Source organism: Vibrio sp. 10N.247.311.47, assembly GCF_041467535.1.
Taxonomy (GTDB): Bacteria; Pseudomonadota; Gammaproteobacteria; order Enterobacterales; family Vibrionaceae; genus Vibrio; species Vibrio crassostreae_C.
Genome location: NZ_JBFSUR010000003.1, coordinates 174776 through 192555 on the forward strand (window position 1 = coordinate 174776; position 17780 = coordinate 192555).

Here is a 17780-nt window from a genome sequence, read left to right on the forward strand (position 1 = left end):
GCGAGTTCCGCGACTTAATGACGAGTTCCGTAGCTTAACGGCTAGCAAAAGTTCGATATAAAAAGAAACCGAAGGATCGTAAGATCACTTCGGTTTTTTAGTCTGTAAGTTAGAGTACATAACTCACAACGCTTTATTCGCGTGTTTAAGCGACCTTCACCGCTGAGACACCCCACTTCTTGAGCATCTCTTTCAGATCGTTGGCGGTGTAAGGCTTACTCAAAATGTCATCCATTCCACACTGAATACAACGTTCGCGTTCTTCCAATGTCGTTCCGGCGGTCAGTGCCACAATAGATTTAACGTAACCCTTCTCTCTTAGCTTCTCTGTTGCTTCAAACCCGTCCATAACAGGCATTCTGCAATCCATGAATACAATGTCGTATTCGTTGTCTGACGCGAGCTCAAACCCTTCGACACCATTGCTTGCGATAGCTGGTTCAATCTCATGTTTACGAAGCATCTGTTGGATGATGATCTGGTTCATCTTAATATCATCAACCACCAGCACTTTAAGTAGTGACAATTCCGCCTCATACTCAAAGCCCTTGGCGACACTATCACTCTCTGCCGGAACATCGACAACTTGAAGAGGAATCGAGATGGTAAACGTCGTGCCTGAACCAACGACACTGGTCACCCCAATATCACCATTCATCAGAGCCACCAGTTTGCGACAAATCGCTAACCCAAGTCCTGTACCCTCATAGTTCCGACTACTTGAGTTATCTGCCTGCGTAAAAGGTTCAAACAGCGTCTTATGCGCCGATTCAGCGATTCCGACTCCGGTATCTTCTACAGAGAAAACAAATTGGTTTTTGTCCCACTCAATATCAACATTCACATGCCCTTCTTCTGTAAATTTAATCGCATTACCTATTAAGTTCACAAACAGTTGTGTGATGCGCTCTAAATCGCCTTGGAAATGGGAGGGAACGTTTGACGTAACACTGATATTGAATTCGAGCTGCTTCTCAATTGCTCGATTGACGAAGATGCTTTCAATCGTGTTTCTCAAATCACGTAGGGCAAATTTCTTTGGAATAAGCTCTAACATCCCTGCGTTAATTTTGCTGTAATCCAATAGATCATTAATGATGGTTCGGAGAAACTCTCCAGATTGGCTCAGGTTGTTCACTATCTCACGCTGAGAGCTATTCAGTTCGGTATCACTGATCAACTCGGCACTGCCTAGTAAGCCATTAAGTGGAGTTCTTAACTCATGATTAATCATGGCCACAAAGTCACGCGTTGCCCTTTCGGACTCTTCCGCTCGTTTACGTGATTCAATATTTCGGTTGATTGCTAGTTGATGGGTTAAGGCACTGCAGATAAGGTCCGTGACCAACAACAGTTGGCTTTGGATAAACTCGTAGTCTTGGTCTAACAACCTGACTCTGACGATTAACGCACCAACTATGACTTTTTCAACCTCTAAGGGCACGGTCAGTAGGTTGTCTTGCCAATGAGGTTCTTGAATGTCTTGCTCTAACACCTCGACAGTCTCATCGCCATAATCATAGGTCTGTAACTGAGGGATGAGCTTGGGAGGTAGAATCAAACGACTGGCTTCGATTAAGTAACTGTTAGTCACGTTGGTCGTTAGTTCAGATAGCATGACATCATCGAGATCATTTCTTAGAAACGCGCGCCCAAAATCAATCAACAGGTTGTCGATTTGTTCTTGGAATTCAATGCGGCGTATATTCGCGTTGGAGCGCTTTTCTAACTGACGCAAAGCAAGCTCAAGCTGTTGGTTAGCCTCGAACAGTTCGAGGCTCTTCTGTTCCAACAATCCTTCAGCCGCTTTCCTTGCCGCGATTTGACGCTTAAGCTTCTTCTCTAGGGCAGATGCCAGATCCATATTACTTTTCTACTTTGAGATTAAACCTAACCACGCTTTGGTCATCATTTTGTGGCGTCATCTCCACCGCGATAGATTCACCGTGGTATTCAGCACATCCTTCAATAAGCCCTAAGCAAACATGAGACATACACCTTGCGCTTTTGTAGTCAAAAACAAGTTGTGCTTCGTTCGTGGTGATAAAACTGAATTCAGGTGGCTCAGCATCTGGATAGAGCTTCTTCACTTCAACATGAATGTAACGCTCTACGTGCTGAATAAATTGAAAGGTGGTATTGCTGTGAGCAAGGCTCGCTTTATTCGGTAATGAGGCCAGTAAGTTCTTAAATACAGACTGCCCAAACACGCGTTGCAAGCTTGCCGCATCAATATCGGTTTTCTTACTCAAGTTGATAATCAACCTGACAAGGTCTTTGTGGTCGTAACTGCCGACCGACGTATAGATTCCTTCATCTTCTGACATTTCTAGAACTTCTTCCAAAAGCTCTAGCCCAAACTTGTCTTCAACAAGCTCTAAAAATTCGGTGAATATGATTCCTTTCATCTCATACCTTTTCTTCTATTTCTTTTTAGAATGGTCCACTAAGTTATTGTTATCAAATTCTTAAACAAAAAATCTACGTTTCGTCACCCAATTTTATGACATCGATAACGCTTACTCGCCTGTATGCACATATTGAATATAGCAAAAATCGTCATTTTGAGGAGATTCATCGGTAAACAGCCCCTCATGACGCCCAATTAATAACTAAAAGAGGGAAAGTGAATGAAGAAAAACTCAATATTGGTAATCAACCCACGGTTATGTCTATAATTAAAATCATAATAATCAATATATTGGCTTGATATGAATAAAGAAAACTTCCTTCAGCAATTCCAACTTAACCCTACCGTTGGCTATCACCCAGAGTCAGTAGAGCGTGTTTCGCACATCAGTGGCGAGCAATTACGTAAAGCGGCAGTGGTGGTAGGTTTAGTTGAAAGAGAAGATGGTTTACATGTCATTTTTACTAAAAGAGCGGCTCATTTAAAGCATCACCCCGGCCAAGTCAGCTTTCCTGGTGGTAAACACGAACTTTCTGACCCTTCTATGCAATTCACTGCACTCAGAGAGCTCCATGAGGAGGTGGGAATTCGATCGGATCAAGTTAAAATTGTTGGGCAATTACCTACATTGAGTACTATTAGTAAATTTTCTGTGACGCCGATTGTTGCCATGGTCGATCCTGACTATGAAGCCATCATTGATGAGAACGAAGTTGCCTCAATTTTTGAGGTGCCCGCTACCTATGTTTTAGACCAAGCCAAGTTACACAGCCACACTGTTAACTTTAAACAAATCAAGCATCGTGTTTTTGCGATGCCCTTCCAAGAGCACCTAATTTGGGGCGTTACGGCGCAAATCATCCAATCACTGCAGCAACATGTAGTGCAACGAATTACATAGAAACTACGTTTTGTTTAATCTCTGTTAACAAAATCCAGACTTTCTATGGAACAGATTTATTAATGCAATTTTACGCAAACGTTTCCCTGGTATAAATCTATACAACCCCGCCTTTCGCATAAATAAAAGTAATACCAAGCATAAACATAAATCACCTGTGGCACGCTATTTTCGTGATCAAAAATCCGTTTTTCGCATATCATGTGACACGCCGTTTCATTACATGATTTAGATCTATTTTTTGCAGAAGAAAATTCTGCAGAATTAGCCCCGACTTATTTCCTGTTCCCAAAAAATGAGTAATTTAACATGAACACAACAACTTCTTCGGCAAATGCCGTTAAAGATTCAAGCAAGTTTAACTATAAAGATTTTACCTGGTGTTTATCACTATTCGGTACAGCAGTTGGTGCTGGCGTACTATTCCTTCCAATCAAAGCTGGTGCGGGTGGTTTTTGGCCATTAGTTATCCTAGCTCTAATTGCGGCACCAATGACTTGGTTCGCACACAAATCTCTAGCTCGTTTCGTACTGTCTGCTAAAAACCCTGAAGCTGATATTACAGACACAGTTGAAGAGCACTTCGGTAAGACTGGCGCAAACATTATTACTTTTGCTTACTTCTTCGCTATCTACCCGATCGTTCTTATCTACGGTGTTGGTATCACAAACACAGTTGATTCTTTCCTAGTAAACCAAATGGGTATGGAATCTATTCCACGTCCTCTTCTTTCTGGTGCACTTATCCTTGCTATGACAGCAGGTGTTGTATTCGGTAAAGAGCTGATGCTTAAAGCAACTTCAGCAATGGTTTACCCACTAGTATTCATCCTACTAGCGCTATCTTTTTACCTAGTTCCTGATTGGAACACTTCAATGATGGACGTAAGCCCAGAATGGTCAACAATGCCTTCTATTATCTGGCTTGCTATTCCAATCATCGTGTTCTCTTTCAACCACAGCCCAATCATTTCACAGTTCTCTAAAGAGCAACGTCGTGTATACGGTGATGACGCAGTTAAGAAAACTGACGCGATCACTGGCGGCGCAGCAATGATGCTGATGGGTTTTGTAATGTTCTTCGTATTCTCTGTAGTTCTTTCTCTATCTCCAGAGCAACTAGCAACAGCACAAGCACAGAACATCTCTGTTCTTTCTTACCTAGCAAACGTACATGAGTCTCCACTTATCTCTTACATGGGTCCTCTAGTAGCGTTCGCAGCGATTACTTCTAGCTACTTCGGTCACTTCCTAGGTGCTCACGAAGGTCTTGTTGGTCTAATCAAGTCTCGCTCTGGTTCTTCAGTAAGCACTATCGAAAAAGCATCTCTAGCGTTCATCGTTGTTACTACTTGGATTGTTGCGGTAGTTAACCCAAGTATCCTAGGTATGATTGAAACAATGGGTGCTCCAATGATTGCAGCTATCCTGTTCCTAATGCCTGTATTCGCGATGCAAAAAGTACCAGCAATGGCTAAGTACAAAACTTCAGCACCTGTACAAATCTTTACAGCTTTATGTGGTCTAGCGGCTATTAGTTCTGTAATCTACGGCGCTCTTTAATCTCAAGCCCTTTTTATAAGATGGCATCCATCTTATATCACGAGATTAGACAAAAAATATAATGATAATAAATGAGCCTCCCTACTCCCCTTGGGAGGCTCTCTTTTTGAGGTAATCGCTATGATTAGTGTATTTGATATCTATAAAATCGGTGTTGGTCCATCGAGCTCACACACAGTTGGACCAATGAAAGCGGGTAAAGAATTTATTGATGACCTACGTTCAATGGGAAAATTGCGCGACATCACTAAAATCACCGTGGACGTATATGGATCACTATCACTGACAGGGAAAGGTCACCACACAGATATCGCAATCATCATGGGTCTTGCTGGCAATACTCCTGAGCGTGTTGATATCGATTCTATTGCTGGCTTCATTGCTCGCGTAGAAGAAACTGAGCGCCTTCCTGTTGGCATGCACTGTCATACAGTATCGTTCCCACGCGATGGCGGTATGAACTTCCACACTAGCAACCTTTCTCTACACGAGAACGGCATGAGCATTCATGCATGGGTTGGTGACGAAGTTGCATACTCAAAAACGTACTACTCAATTGGTGGCGGTTTCATCGTTGACGAAGAGAACTTCGGCAAAGAAGAAGAAAACCCAATCAAAGCACCTTACGAATTCACAACAGCTGAAGAGCTGGTTAATCAGTGCAAAGAAAGCGGTCTTTCTATCAGTACACTGGTTATGAAAAACCAAGCAGCGTTCCACTCAGACGAAGAGTCTCGCACTTACTTCGCTAACATCTGGAAAACTATGCGTGAGTGTATGGATCGCGGTATGAATACTGAAGGTATCCTGCCTGGTCCACTACGTGTTCCTCGCCGTGCAGCAGCACTTCGCCAACAGCTAATGACTTCAGAAAAAACAACCAATGATCCAATGTCGGTTGTTGACTGGGTAAACATGTTTGCTTTCGCAGTAAACGAAGAAAATGCAGCTGGCGGCCGTGTAGTAACGGCACCAACAAACGGCGCATGTGGCATCATCCCTGCTGTATTGGCTTACTACGATAAGTTCATCCAAACAGTGACAGAGAAAGATTACATCCGTTACTTCGCAGCTTCTGGCGCGATCGGTGGTCTTTACAAGCGTAACGCTTCAATCTCTGGTGCTGAAGTTGGCTGTCAGGGTGAAGTTGGTGTGGCATGCTCTATGGCTGCTGCTGGTCTTGCTGAGCTTATGGGTGGTAGCCCTGAGCAAGTATGTATGGCTGCAGAAATCGGCATGGAGCACAACCTAGGTCTAACATGTGACCCAGTTGCTGGCCAAGTACAAGTACCATGTATCGAGCGTAACGGTATTGCTGCAGTTAAAGCAATCAACTCGACTCGTATGGCGCTTCGTCGCTCTTCTGCTCCTACTGTTTCTCTAGATAAAGTTATCGAAACAATGCTAGAAACAGGTAAAGACATGAACGCTAAATACCGTGAGACATCTCAAGGTGGTTTGGCTGTTAAGGTTGTTTGTTAATCATTCTGAATTAATAAACCGATAATAAAAAAGGAACGCCGCGGCGTTCCTTTTTTGTATCTGAAGCTTTTGGAGCTAAAGCTTGGTGACTGATTGATTCAACCGACCAAATTGTTTTGTTAAATCACTTGCGAGATAAGCAGGAAACAACCAAACAGCAGTGAGAACAACATCATTGCGCTGCCACCTTCTGCTCGGTATCGGTCATCAGCAACTTTCATGAAACGCTGTTTGTGGACCATAACCAGAGGAACAAACACCGCTAGGAACACCAAGATGATACCTGCGTAATTCAGTACTTGTAGGAACTTGTCTGCCGCAAGCAATGAACCAGCCAACGGCAAGATAAAGCTAATGCAGTACGTTACCGCTGTATTTTGGTTGAACATGTCTTTGTTCTGGTTGAACAACGCCATCGCCACACCAAAGAAAGAGGTCAACAACGCCAAGCCCGTGAAGGTAGACAGAACGTTACCCACCCAAGGAGACTGAGCCTCAAACGCCGCCATCAAATCTGATACGTTCTCAAAGCTTCTGAATTGCTCTTCACTCAAGTTGCCCACTACCGCAAACAACCAACACAAGTAACACACTAATGGGATCAGAGAACCGATGATCACCATGTTACGCAGCTGTTTGTCTGTCGCTTCGTGGTTGTAAGAAACCAAGGTTGGAATCACCACCATAAAGCCAAAGCTCGTAAACAGGATGGCACTGGTTTTGATTAGGTCAACGTGGTCATGGCTGGTTACCTGCATCAAGTTTTCTTGAGTCATGCTCGGCGCTAAGAAGGCCATGGTTGCAAACAAACTAGCAAGCATCACGAAGAACAATGCTCGATTGAGCTTATCAATCACACCAGTACCACTTGCGACTACTGCGCCAGCAAGCAAGGTAAACACGGTTTGGCTGGTAGTCGCGGTAATTTCGACGCCAAAGTTAGACAGTAACTTACTCAGCAAGTCACCTGCGCCCAGAATGTAAGCCATTAATAGGCAAATCAACAACGCGTATAGCAAGCCGTTGGTAAGCAACTGACCTTGTTTACCCAAGGTTTTTCGGGCAATAGAGTTTAATCCTAGACCGCCACCCGCTTTGATGGTCGCTTCTAGAAGTAGTAATGCTGCGTAAGTCGTACCGAAACAGATCAGTACCATAAGCAGTGTGCCGTAAAGCAATCCGAATTGAGCTAATACCATTGGGATCGCAAGCATACCAGCACCGAGAGCGGTACCAGCGATAATTAGGGAGCTACCCATCATTTTAATATTCATTGTTTTTAACTTATTTGTTTAGTTTTTATAGATGTGAGTCTTCGTTCATCGAGCGGATGACAAAGGAGTTCAGATAGAAATAAAGTTATAAAACGAATAACAATAGGAGCGATAAGCGGTAAAGAAGCGTGCAGAGACGTTGTCGAACAGGGCGTTCAAAGGGGAGCTTGTCTTAAAAGAGGTAAAACGAGAAGCGTGAGTAAGCATTAACTGATGTGGTGAACCTTCCGTAGGTTCAATAATCGGTGATGTAATCTTGAATTTCATGTATGTGTCCAATAAGTCACATTCCATAGTATTTGAAGCAGCGTATCCGTTGCTGCCCTACCTCTATCATAGAGGTCTTTTCATCTTATCGAATGAGCCTCGAAACACAACGCTATAACCACAATTTTTGCTATTAAATTGAACAAAACAACCACTTGGATATAAATTGACCACTAAGTCGTCTAAAACAATAGTCTTTATTGATAAAAGACAAGCGGACAAATACATCGAGCTAATTAACAACCTAGGCTTTTCTAATTATCAGCACAATCAAAACTCGATGCTGCACTTCAATTTTCCCAAAACAACAGTCTGTTTTAAGAACAGCGAGGAGCTTGAAGCGCGTTCCATTTCAACATCAGACACAACACAAACTCGCTACATCACAGAAACATAACCACAACCGGAGTGTGGTCACACAATTCGTTATACCCCATAGGTGGTAGGAATTCTTACTAGTACAGTATTTGCGTCATTATAATTAATAAAAACAAACACCTTATGCGCTCAACAATCACCTTTAAAATCCTAGTGGCCCTCGCCATCGTGTTCACCTTTTTGCTGGCAATATCGACCTATTTCCAATATTCGCAACAAAAGCAACTTGTAAACTCAGTGTTAAGTGAGCAGCTTCACGACAAAGCAAGTAACTACTTCGATAGCCTCAATATGATGATGCTCACCGGCACCATGGCACAAAAAGAGACCCTTCGTCAGAAAGCACTGGCTCAAGAAGGCATTGAAGACGTTCGTGTTTTACGCGCCGACGCTGTCAGCAAGTTATATGGCCCAGGTAATGACAACCAAACACCGGTTGACGATATTGATAAACGAGCGCTAGCGGGCGAAACCGTTATCGAACCTTTTTCTGCTGATTGGGGCAAAGGCTTGGTTATTGCTCTGCCAATGAAGTCGAGTGAAGATTACCGAGGAACCAATTGTGTCGCCTGTCATATGGCACCAGAAGGTGAAGTCTTGGGTGCGATTCGTCTCGAATATAACCTTAACCATGTTAACTCGCTGATTAACACTCAAACCATGGCTGCTATTGGCATTATGGCAGTGATCTCGTTTGCCGGATTTGTCCTTACGATGGGATTAATTCGTAAGATTATCGTGCGCCCGCTGCAACAGACTTCTCGCTTTATGACCCAAGTCAGCAACGATAAAAACCTATCCACTCGCCTGCCGGAACAAAGCAAGGATGAGATTGGCACGCTGGCTAACTCCATCAACTCGTTCATGGGAACCGTATCCGACAGCTTAGAAAAGGTACAAAACACCTCGCACAAACTGAATGCGTCTGCCAACCAACTGACTAGTGTCGCGCAAATTACCGAGCAAGCCGCCAGTGACCAGCAAAGCGAAACCGCCGAAGTGCAACATAATGTCGAAGGAATACAGGCACAGCAAGTCAATGTAGAACAAGCGACTTTAACGGCTTCAGAGCTTATTAATCACACCGCAGATGTGGCATGTAAGAGTGCCAACCAAGCACACGACGCAAGCAGTGAGATAAAAAACCTCGTTAGCAGCATAGAAGAAGTGAAACACAAAATACTGACACTCAATGAGCAAACCGGAGAGGTCTCTTCAATATTGAGTGTGATTCGTGGCATTGCTGACCAAACCAATCTTCTGGCCTTGAATGCAGCAATTGAAGCGGCACGTGCGGGAGAACAAGGTCGTGGGTTTGCGGTGGTGGCTGATGAAGTTCGCCATCTTGCATCACGAACCGCTGAAGCAACAGGCAGTATTGAGTCAATCATTCATCAGTTCCAGCAAGGCAGCGAAGAGTCGCTGACTTCTGCCGATCGCGTTTGCGAACAAGCCCATCAAAGCTCAACCGATATCGACGCACTTTCAATTGAAATGAATGGTGTGGTCGAAGAGATGAAACAGGTGCTGGCTCACGCACAGAATATTCAGCAGCAAACGCAATCCACCACACAAGCGACTCAAGATGTTCAACAAAAGGTTGAAACCATCACCTCTCACGCCAACAACACATCGCAATCCGCGGCTGAAACTCGCAACATCAGCAATGACTTAGAAGAGCTATCTGATCATCTTGAATCGCTGATTAATCAGTTTACTTTGTCGAGTACAAAGAAGAAGTCGTAGATCGCCAACAAAAAAGCGCTCAACAATGAGCGCTTTATCTTCATAGCAACGTCTAATTCAGGCTTTCAGGCTTTAAAAGAACCGTAAAACAAGATTAGTGCGTAATGGAAACCGCGGTTAAGTCTTTATGCTTGTGATACATCGCGTGTTTGACTATCAGGTTCGCACTCACGCTATCCATTCCTGACACTTCAACGTAAGCCCCTTTTTTACGGAAGTTGAACACAACCTTATCAAGCGCCTCGACCGAGGTATTATCTAAGAATGACGCATCCGATATATCGATGGTCACTAAAGAGGTCGCGTTGTCATAATCAAATAAGTCGACAAACGCATCTGACGAAGCAAAGAAGACATGGCCTTTTACTCGGTGAATGGTGTGCATTTCGTTTGTCACGACTTCATCGGATATAAACACCATGGATTTGCTGGCATGTGCATAAAACAGAGCCGACAGCACCACGCCAACCGCAACACCTATTGCTAAATTATGAGTAAACACCACCACCGCCACGGTTGCTAGCATGGTTACATTGGTTGGCAGTGTGTGATCTTTAAGCTCAACAATGGAACGCCATGAGAATGTGCCGATAGAAACCATGATCATCACAGACACTAAAGCCGCCATCGGTATAAGCTTCAACCAATCAGAAACAAACACCACCATTAGCAACAAAACAACCCCAGCGATCATGCTGGACAATCGGGTTAAGCCACCTGATTTGATGTTAATGATCGACTGACCGATCATTGCGCAGCCCGCCATTCCACCAAAAAGGGAAGCCACGATGTTCGCAACGCCCTGCCCTTTACACTCATTGTTTTTATTGCTTTCAGTATCAGTCAGGTCATCGACTATGGTCGCTGTCATCAAGGATTCCAACAAGCCAACCAGAGACAGAGCAATCGAATATGGCAGGATGGTTGCAAGCGTCTCAAACGTGAATGGAATATTAGGAATCAAGAACACAGGCAGTGAATCGGGAAGCTTGCCCATATCGCCAATCGTTCTCACATCTAAGCCGAAGAGCAAACTAATGATTGTCAGGGTAACAATCGCGACCAGTGGAGAAGGTATTGCGCGACCAAACTTGGGGAAATAAGGAAGCAGATAAATGATCGCCAAACCCAAAGCGACTAACACGTAAACGCTTGAAGGGACGTTGATTAATTCAGGAAGTTGGGCCATGAAAATTAGAATGGCGAGCGCGTTAACAAATCCAGTAATCACCGATTTGGAAACGAAATTCATCAGGTTACCAAGCTTGAGATAACCAGCTGCGATCTGAATGACGCCAGCTAGAAATGAAGCGGCGAGTAGATATTCTAGTCCGTGCTCTCTCACTAAAGTGACCATTAGTAGCGCCATAGCGCCTGTTGCACCGGAAATCATTCCCGGACGACTGCCAACCAAAGCAGTGACGACACAAATACAGAACGAGGCATAGAGCCCTACTTTAGGGTCAACGCCTGCAATAATTGAAAATGCGATGGCTTCAGGGATCAATGCGAGTGCAACCACAATCCCAGATAATGAATCTCCTTTAACGTTTGATAACCAGTGTTTTTTTAAATAATTAAGCATGTAATTCTCTTTTACTTGTACAGCCAGTCCTGCCTTGTTGAGACATAATTTGATCGACTGTTTTTCTTGAATGAGCGAGCGCTCGAAAAGTGCGGGTGTAGAGAGAATGCAGGGGTTAAGGCGGCGTAATTAACACGTAGATATTAAACTCCTCTTGTACTTTAGTGGGAAATTAAGAAGGTGATCAAGTCCAAAATGACTGAATCCGCGCCAATATAGAGTGAGTCTCAACACAATCACACTGCCATTATTGAAAACAAAGGTTTCGATTACGCCATGCTCGTTCAGCAGCTCACATAGGGTGAAAGGTAAGGCTGACGCTAAGATCGAACAAAAAACACACCCTCAAACCTATTTATCGTCAGTAGACACAATATTTCTTTCTCCAAGCAAGAATAAAGGTTGAAGCTGTCGGTATGACAGGTAATATGTTCAATCGATTTAAAAAGTTTATACAACTTAATGTTTCGGCTAATTATTGTGCAAATGTATATTTATTTGCAGCAATGCCAGAGACTTTGAGTTGAATTTGTCCCTCAATGGAGAATGAAATCAACATGACTTACGCGCCTGTAACAGACGTACTTGGCGGCAAGCTAGCGGTAGACAGTGAAGTAACTGTTCGCGGCTGGATCCGTTCACGTCGTGATTCCAAAGCTGGAATCTCTTTCCTTGCCATTTATGACGGCTCTTGTTTCGACCCGATTCAGGCCGTGGTTCCTAATAATCTTAATAATTACGAAAACGAAGTATTAAAGCTAACAACTGGCTGCTCTGTTGAAGTAACGGGTAAGATTGTTGAGTCTCCTGCGAAAGGTCAAGACTTCGAACTAGCAGCAACTGACGTTAAAGTTGTAGGCTGGGTTGAAGACGCTGACACTTACCCAATGGCTAAGACGCGTCACTCTATCGAGTACCTTCGTGAAGTTGCTCACCTACGTCCACGTACAAACGTGATTGGCGCAGTAGCACGTGTACGTAACTGTCTATCTCAAGCGATTCACCGTTTCTACCACGAGCAAGGTTTCTTCTGGACTTCTGCTCCGCTTATTACTGCATCTGATGCAGAAGGCGCTGGTGAAATGTTCCGTGTTTCTACGCTAGACATGGAAAACCTACCACGCACTGAAAAAGGCGACGTAGACTTCAACGAAGATTTTTTCGGTAAAGAGACGTTCCTAACAGTATCTGGCCAACTTAATGCTGAAGCTTATGCTTGTGCACTAAGCAAGGTTTACACGTTCGGTCCTACGTTCCGTGCTGAAAACTCAAACACAAGCCGCCACCTAGCTGAGTTCTGGATGGTTGAGCCTGAAGTTGCGTTTGCAGACCTTAACGATGTAGCGAAACTGGCTGAAGACATGCTTAAGTACGTTTTCGCTGCTGTTCTTGAAGAGCGCCGCGACGACCTTGAATTCTTCGCTTCTCGCATCGACAAGCAAGCAATTACTCGTCTAGAGCAATTCGTTGACGCTGACTTCGCACAAGTTGACTACACTGACGCAATCCAAATCCTACTAGACTCTGGTAAGAAATTTGAGTTTGACGTTGAGTGGGGCATCGACATGTCTTCTGAGCATGAGCGTTACCTAGCTGAAGAGCACTTCAAAGCACCTGTTATCGTTAAGAACTACCCGAAAGACATCAAAGCTTTCTACATGCGCTTAAACGACGACGGCAAAACAGTTGCAGCAATGGACGTACTTGCACCAGGCATCGGTGAAATCATCGGTGGTGCACAACGTGAAGAGCGTCTAGACATTCTAGACGAGCGTATGATTGCTATGGGTATCGACCCTGAGCACATGAGCTGGTACCGCGACCTACGTAAATACGGTACAGTGCCACACGCTGGTTTCGGTCTTGGTTTCGAGCGTCTAGTATCTTACGTAACAGGTATGGGTAACGTTCGTGACGTGATTCCATTCCCACGTACACCACGCTCTGCAAACTTCTAATTCGAAACCTATTCGATATTAAAAGTTAAGAACAAACAAAAACCTCCGCACTTGCGGAGGTTTTTTTATGTTCGGAATAAAACGAGTCCAGATGCTTCTGCGTGCCACTATCTGAGACTCATTATTTCAAAAGCTAATCCACATCTTGGTCGATAGCGTATTTTATTGCAAGACCGCAAATTGCCATCATAACGAATGGGATCGCGGCAGTGGTGTATTCCGCCCACGCCATATCAGCGAATGCTTTTGCCAGCAGTACGTGGCCGAGAATAAGCAGAAGCGCACACACAATAGCGACAATAATCAGCTTAACTTCATTTCCCATAGTCATTTTCAACATAACGGTATCTCCAATATTTGGTCTACCGTTATTGAATCACAACTCTTTGGTCAATTAGGCGTACAGTTACCCCACAAACAACCCGTACAGTTGGAATGATTGTCTTTTTTATGAGGGACTTAAGGTTTTACGAGTGCGTAAGTTGATGTGCCAGTTTGCCAAGCCAGATGAGCGCCTGTTCTTTCTCTTCTGTCAGTTCATAAGAGAAGTTCAATCGTATCGCGTTATCCACTCTGCCATGCTCACTAAACAGATCGCCAGATGCAACGCTAATACCTTGTTCGATAGCCAGTTGATGAAACTGTTGGCTGTCGAATTTTTCAGAAAAGCGAATCCATATCAAGTAACCACCAGCCGGCTCTTCAATCTCTATTGAATGCGGAAAGTACTGCTTAATGACATCGATAAATCGCTCTTTCCTGACGACAAGGTTTTTACGCAGTTTACGAAGGTGATTGTCGTAGCTTTCATGCGTTAAGAAATGAGCGACACCAAGTTGAACAGGAGCGCTACTCGATAACGTAGAAAGAAGATGTAACTTTTGAATCGCGTCGTTAAAACGCGTGTTCACAACCCACCCTACTCGATAACCAGGACACAAACTTTTTGAATACGACCCACAAAGCAAGACGGAATCGGTCTTATCGAAGGCCTTTAGTGGCTTCGGCTTATGCCCTTCGTAATAAAGATCGCCATACACGTCATCTTCAATAATGTAGGTTCCATGCTGTTCTGCAATCTCTACCACACGGCGCTTTGCCTGTTCCGACAAACTGGTTCCCGTTGGGTTTTGAAAAGTCGTCATCAGCCAACACGCTTTAACATCTTGGTTTTGTAGCGCGTTTTCAAACTGCTCTATATTCAACCCATTGATTGGGCAAACGTCCACTTCGATCGGGTTAAGCCCGAGCCTCTCGACAGCCTGCAGAGCACCATAGAATGCGGGAGACTCAATCACGACGTTATCACCCGACTTGGTGACCGTTTGCAGGCTCAAGTTGAGCGCCTCCATAGCACCCGACGTAATCACGATGTCTTGATGATTAACCGTGATCCCTTGCTGCAGATAACGCTGTGCGATTTGCCTTCTCAAGGACTCACTGCCCGGTGGTAAATTATTTATCACACTCGCGCCAGTCATCTTCCTACCCGCGCTGGCAAGGTTTCGAGTCAAGGTAGGTAACGGGAAAAGGTCGGGATCTGGGAATGCAGAGCCGAAAGGAATCACACCTTCGGCTGAACTCGACTTCAAGAAATCAAATAAGCGGTCATTAATGGCTTTCTTTTCACTAACGAGTGGCTGTGCGTAGTCAACGCCGTCCAGCCTTGGCGCTACAAAGTAGCCCGACTGAGGTTTAGCGATGATCCACCCTTCGCTTTCTAGCAACTGGTAGGCTTGTAAGACAGTACTATTGCTGACGTTGTAATTTCGACAACTCATGCGTACCGAAGGGATCTTCTCTCCGGATCGCCACGTATTGTTGGCTATCTGAGTTCGAATATCCTTTGCAAGCTCTTCATAACGCGCCATCTAATTGTACTACCTAGAGAAATTCTGTGAGCCGGTGATTTTATCACTTACGCCAACAACTATTGCTGCTATCCATATGATCGCACCTAATTTCCACAATAGTGTGAATTGGTTCACAGATAACTTTGTAAGCTTTGCTAAGTTTGTACCCAAGGTAGGAGCTAAGTTGGCTTTCTACCTCAATAATTTGATGTAACCCAAAAACATGCGAGATAACAATGAAAAAAATAGAAGCAGACCAATTAAGTTATAAAGGAGAGTCAAACGGTGTTCACAGTTGGACAACACCGAGCGGTCAGCCATATTACTGGCACCCAGATTGGCTCCATATTGCTGAAGATGCGACAGGCTCACATCCAAAGCAAAAGATCGATGTCGAACAAGACCAAGCACCAACGGAAAAACACGCGGTGTCTGCTATTCTGAAACACATCAACCAATGGGCTGCAGACAAACTAGCGTCTCACCCTGAGATTGAAACCGGCTCAATCGAAGCTGAAATCAATCTCAAAAAGTAACGGGGTAAAGTAGATAGCAAACTCAATCACTCGCGATTCTAACCAGTACACAGACTGAATAGCCTCGAACCTCGACCGAGGCTATTCAAGTATCTTCATAAAAATGCTGCAATAACCCCCACCTAGCTAACAAATCTCTAACACAAACCAGTTTCTTGTATCAATCCACGAAAGCTATCGATAGAATTTCCGGTCTTATTCACGTCACTTATGCTAATCATTCGCAATTCTAAAGTCGTGAATCAATGAATGCGTAAATCTAATAAGAATGAGAACAAAGGCTTACCGATGGATACTTCAAATTACAATCAATCGCTAACGACTAAGTTATACGTCATTGCTGGCGTGCTGTTTGGCACCTATGGCAGTCGGGTGTGCCCTATGCTCGATAGCTTAACGACGTTAGAGATTTTCACACAAGTCAGTATTGTGTTTATCTTATTATGGCTCGCACGTCGTTACCCATTGGCGCAACATACCTTGGTCAAGCAAGGCCGATTCGCGCAACTCGATACCCTGCTATTTTTTGCTGCAAGTGTGCCTTTCGCGCTCTACTACAACTTAAGCTATGAATTCACCATAGATAGTAATTTGAAGGTGCTGTTTGGCATGAGTCTATTCGGCTTCTATACCGGAACCATTCTTCAATTGAATGCCAAGCTCAGCCAAATGGATAAAATGGAGACGACTGGACAATTCGACTTCCAACTGGTTGGTGAAAGAAGTTCACTGGTCAAGCAGATGATAGGCTTGGTTATCGTGCTTCTGGTAACACTGACGACTATGTTGACGATGATTGCTGTCAAAGACATCTTCTGGTTAGAACATAACCCTGACCGCTTATTGGATGGCACCGGCAAGATCAGCGTGATCAAAGAGTTTATTTATTTGGCTGTGGTACTGGGTGGCTACGCGATAACCATCATGACGCTTTGGAGCAAGCTAATTAAGCGTATTCTCCTAAGCCAAGAGCACGCATTAAACAAAGTCACCAATGGCGAGCAAGGCGTTCGCTTACCTATTTTCGGCTACAACGAGCTTGGCTCAATGGCATCTATGACCAATACCATGCTTGATAGCCTTGAAACCGCGCAAAACGAAGTCAAAACCACACGTGACGTGGCCATTGTGAGCTTATCGGCATTGGCTGAATCTCGAGACAATGAAACGGGCGCACATATCCTAAGAACTCAAGAGTACGTCAAGGTGCTCGCACAAGAGCTCAGCAAATCAGAAACCCACTCAAGCTTGTTAACACCAAACTACATCGAGTTGCTCTACAAATCTGCGCCTTTGCACGACGTGGGCAAAGTAGGTGTTCCTGATAGTGTGTTATTGAAGCCGGGCAAATTGACGGACGAAGAGTTTGAGATAATGAAAGGTCACCCCGCGATTGGGGCTGAAGCGTTATCTATTGCAGAAAAGCAGTTGGGAAGTAGCTCTTTCTTAAGAGTCGCAAAGGAGATATCTCTGACTCACCACGAGAAATGGAATGGCAGTGGTTATCCTAATCAGTTGTCTGGTGAAGATATCCCGTTATCTGGCCGTTTAATGGCATTAGCTGATGTTTATGATGCGCTCATCTCGAAGCGAGTCTACAAGCCACCCTTTACTCATGAACAAGCTAAACAGATCATCTTAGAGGGCAATGGGACGCATTTTGATCCGCAAGTTGTCCAAGCTTTTCTGGTCGTCGAACAAGCGTTTGTTTCAATTGCTGCGACCTACAAAGATGGCAAAAATGTAGCGAGTGAACTCGAGCGCGAAAGCTTTATTGCTCAACCAGCGTAATCTATTCAAAATCCACTAACTTCTTGCACCCTATAG

General features: G+C 44.3%; 14 protein-coding genes. 7 read left to right on the forward strand and 7 right to left on the reverse strand.

All coding sequences use genetic code 11. The annotated features are described in order from the left end of the window. Positions 1 to 145 precede the first annotated feature (145 nt). Positions 146 to 1864, reverse strand: coding sequence for an ATP-binding protein (locus AB6E51_RS03535; RefSeq protein ID WP_102428579.1), 1719 nt, complete (start codon positions 1862 to 1864; stop codon positions 146 to 148). Position 1865: 1 nt separating this feature from the next. Then, positions 1866 to 2408, reverse strand: coding sequence for a heme NO-binding domain-containing protein (locus tag AB6E51_RS03540; protein WP_065584176.1), 543 nt, complete (start codon positions 2406 to 2408; stop codon positions 1866 to 1868). A gap of 303 nt (positions 2409 to 2711) precedes the next feature. Here AB6E51_RS03540 and AB6E51_RS03545 point away from each other — a divergent pair, with 303 nt between their 5' ends. The 3 genes from AB6E51_RS03545 to AB6E51_RS03555 all read left to right on the forward strand — a co-directional run bounded on the left by AB6E51_RS03545 (position 2712) and on the right by AB6E51_RS03555 (position 6356). Beyond that, positions 2712 to 3311, forward strand: coding sequence for a CoA pyrophosphatase (locus AB6E51_RS03545; RefSeq protein ID WP_372058516.1), 600 nt, complete (start codon positions 2712 to 2714; stop codon positions 3309 to 3311). Between the two features lie 309 nt (positions 3312 to 3620). Next, on the forward strand, positions 3621 to 4874 hold the full coding sequence (locus AB6E51_RS03550) for an aromatic amino acid transport family protein (protein ID WP_102320452.1): 1254 nt from the start codon (positions 3621 to 3623) through the stop codon (positions 4872 to 4874). A 120-nt stretch (positions 4875 to 4994) separates the two neighbouring features. Then, positions 4995 to 6356, forward strand: a complete 1362-nt coding sequence (locus AB6E51_RS03555; RefSeq protein ID WP_017060420.1) for an L-serine ammonia-lyase — start codon at positions 4995 to 4997, stop codon at positions 6354 to 6356. Positions 6357 to 6475: 119 nt separating this feature from the next. On the opposite strand, the gene AB6E51_RS03560 is transcribed toward AB6E51_RS03555, so the two are convergent. Both AB6E51_RS03560 and AB6E51_RS03565 read right to left on the reverse strand, forming a co-directional pair. After that, a complete protein-coding gene (locus AB6E51_RS03560; protein WP_017060419.1) occupies positions 6476 to 7618 on the reverse strand; it encodes an amino acid permease in 1143 nt (380 codons plus the stop codon). 81 nt (positions 7619 to 7699) lie between these two features. Next, positions 7700 to 7897 (reverse strand): hypothetical protein, encoded by a 198-nt coding sequence (locus AB6E51_RS03565; RefSeq protein WP_048611631.1) that lies wholly within the window; start codon positions 7895 to 7897, stop codon positions 7700 to 7702. Positions 7898 to 8398: 501 nt separating this feature from the next. Between AB6E51_RS03565 and AB6E51_RS03570 the strand changes: the two genes are divergently transcribed. Beyond that, positions 8399 to 10021 carry a methyl-accepting chemotaxis protein gene (locus AB6E51_RS03570; protein ID WP_017068771.1) on the forward strand — a complete coding sequence of 541 codons (1623 nt, stop codon included), beginning with the start codon at positions 8399 to 8401 and terminating at the stop codon, positions 10019 to 10021. A 94-nt stretch (positions 10022 to 10115) separates the two neighbouring features. Here the strand turns inward: AB6E51_RS03570 and AB6E51_RS03575 are convergent, their stop codons facing one another. After that, a complete protein-coding gene (locus AB6E51_RS03575; RefSeq protein WP_372058517.1) occupies positions 10116 to 11606 on the reverse strand; it encodes a SulP family inorganic anion transporter in 1491 nt (496 codons plus the stop codon). Positions 11607 to 12163: 557 nt separating this feature from the next. Between AB6E51_RS03575 and asnS the strand changes: the two genes are divergently transcribed. Further along, positions 12164 to 13564, forward strand: a complete 1401-nt coding sequence (gene asnS / locus AB6E51_RS03580; RefSeq protein ID WP_017060416.1) for an asparagine--tRNA ligase — start codon at positions 12164 to 12166, stop codon at positions 13562 to 13564. 133 nt (positions 13565 to 13697) lie between these two features. Here the strand turns inward: asnS and AB6E51_RS03585 are convergent, their stop codons facing one another. Then, the gene (locus AB6E51_RS03585; RefSeq protein ID WP_004734707.1) at positions 13698 to 13904 is read right to left on the reverse strand and encodes a hypothetical protein; all 207 of its coding nucleotides are present in this window, start codon (positions 13902 to 13904) and stop codon (positions 13698 to 13700) included. 127 nt (positions 13905 to 14031) lie between these two features. Continuing rightward, a complete protein-coding gene (locus AB6E51_RS03590; RefSeq protein WP_372058518.1) occupies positions 14032 to 15435 on the reverse strand; it encodes a PLP-dependent aminotransferase family protein in 1404 nt (467 codons plus the stop codon). Positions 15436 to 15653: 218 nt separating this feature from the next. Here AB6E51_RS03590 and AB6E51_RS03595 point away from each other — a divergent pair, with 218 nt between their 5' ends. Together AB6E51_RS03595 and AB6E51_RS03600 are read left to right on the forward strand one after the other, a co-directional pair. Further along, the gene (locus tag AB6E51_RS03595; RefSeq protein WP_017060414.1) at positions 15654 to 15953 is read left to right on the forward strand and encodes a hypothetical protein; all 300 of its coding nucleotides are present in this window, start codon (positions 15654 to 15656) and stop codon (positions 15951 to 15953) included. 249 nt (positions 15954 to 16202) lie between these two features. Next, on the forward strand, positions 16203 to 17744 hold the full coding sequence (locus AB6E51_RS03600) for an HD-GYP domain-containing protein (RefSeq protein ID WP_372058520.1): 1542 nt from the start codon (positions 16203 to 16205) through the stop codon (positions 17742 to 17744). Positions 17745 to 17780 lie beyond the last annotated feature (36 nt).

What these genes read in the sequence shown, in the direction of transcription:
- AB6E51_RS03565 (WP_048611631.1), bottom strand. Translation starts at nt 7,897, where the DNA reads ATGAAATTCAAGATTACATCACCGATTATTGAACCTACGGAAGGTTCA.
- AB6E51_RS03570 (WP_017068771.1), top strand. Translation starts at nt 8,399, where the DNA reads ATGCGCTCAACAATCACCTTTAAAATCCTAGTGGCCCTCGCCATCGTG.
- AB6E51_RS03590 (WP_372058518.1), bottom strand. Translation starts at nt 15,435, where the DNA reads ATGGCGCGTTATGAAGAGCTTGCAAAGGATATTCGAACTCAGATAGCC.
- AB6E51_RS03535 (WP_102428579.1), bottom strand. Translation starts at nt 1,864, where the DNA reads ATGGATCTGGCATCTGCCCTAGAGAAGAAGCTTAAGCGTCAAATCGCG.
- AB6E51_RS03595 (WP_017060414.1), top strand. Translation starts at nt 15,654, where the DNA reads ATGAAAAAAATAGAAGCAGACCAATTAAGTTATAAAGGAGAGTCAAAC.
- AB6E51_RS03555 (WP_017060420.1), top strand. Translation starts at nt 4,995, where the DNA reads ATGATTAGTGTATTTGATATCTATAAAATCGGTGTTGGTCCATCGAGC.
- AB6E51_RS03560 (WP_017060419.1), bottom strand. Translation starts at nt 7,618, where the DNA reads ATGATGGGTAGCTCCCTAATTATCGCTGGTACCGCTCTCGGTGCTGGT.
- AB6E51_RS03545 (WP_372058516.1), top strand. Translation starts at nt 2,712, where the DNA reads ATGAATAAAGAAAACTTCCTTCAGCAATTCCAACTTAACCCTACCGTT.
- asnS (WP_017060416.1), top strand. Translation starts at nt 12,164, where the DNA reads ATGACTTACGCGCCTGTAACAGACGTACTTGGCGGCAAGCTAGCGGTA.
- AB6E51_RS03600 (WP_372058520.1), top strand. Translation starts at nt 16,203, where the DNA reads ATGCGTAAATCTAATAAGAATGAGAACAAAGGCTTACCGATGGATACT.
- AB6E51_RS03550 (WP_102320452.1), top strand. Translation starts at nt 3,621, where the DNA reads ATGAACACAACAACTTCTTCGGCAAATGCCGTTAAAGATTCAAGCAAG.
- AB6E51_RS03575 (WP_372058517.1), bottom strand. Translation starts at nt 11,606, where the DNA reads ATGCTTAATTATTTAAAAAAACACTGGTTATCAAACGTTAAAGGAGAT.
- AB6E51_RS03585 (WP_004734707.1), bottom strand. Translation starts at nt 13,904, where the DNA reads ATGTTGAAAATGACTATGGGAAATGAAGTTAAGCTGATTATTGTCGCT.
- AB6E51_RS03540 (WP_065584176.1), bottom strand. Translation starts at nt 2,408, where the DNA reads ATGAAAGGAATCATATTCACCGAATTTTTAGAGCTTGTTGAAGACAAG.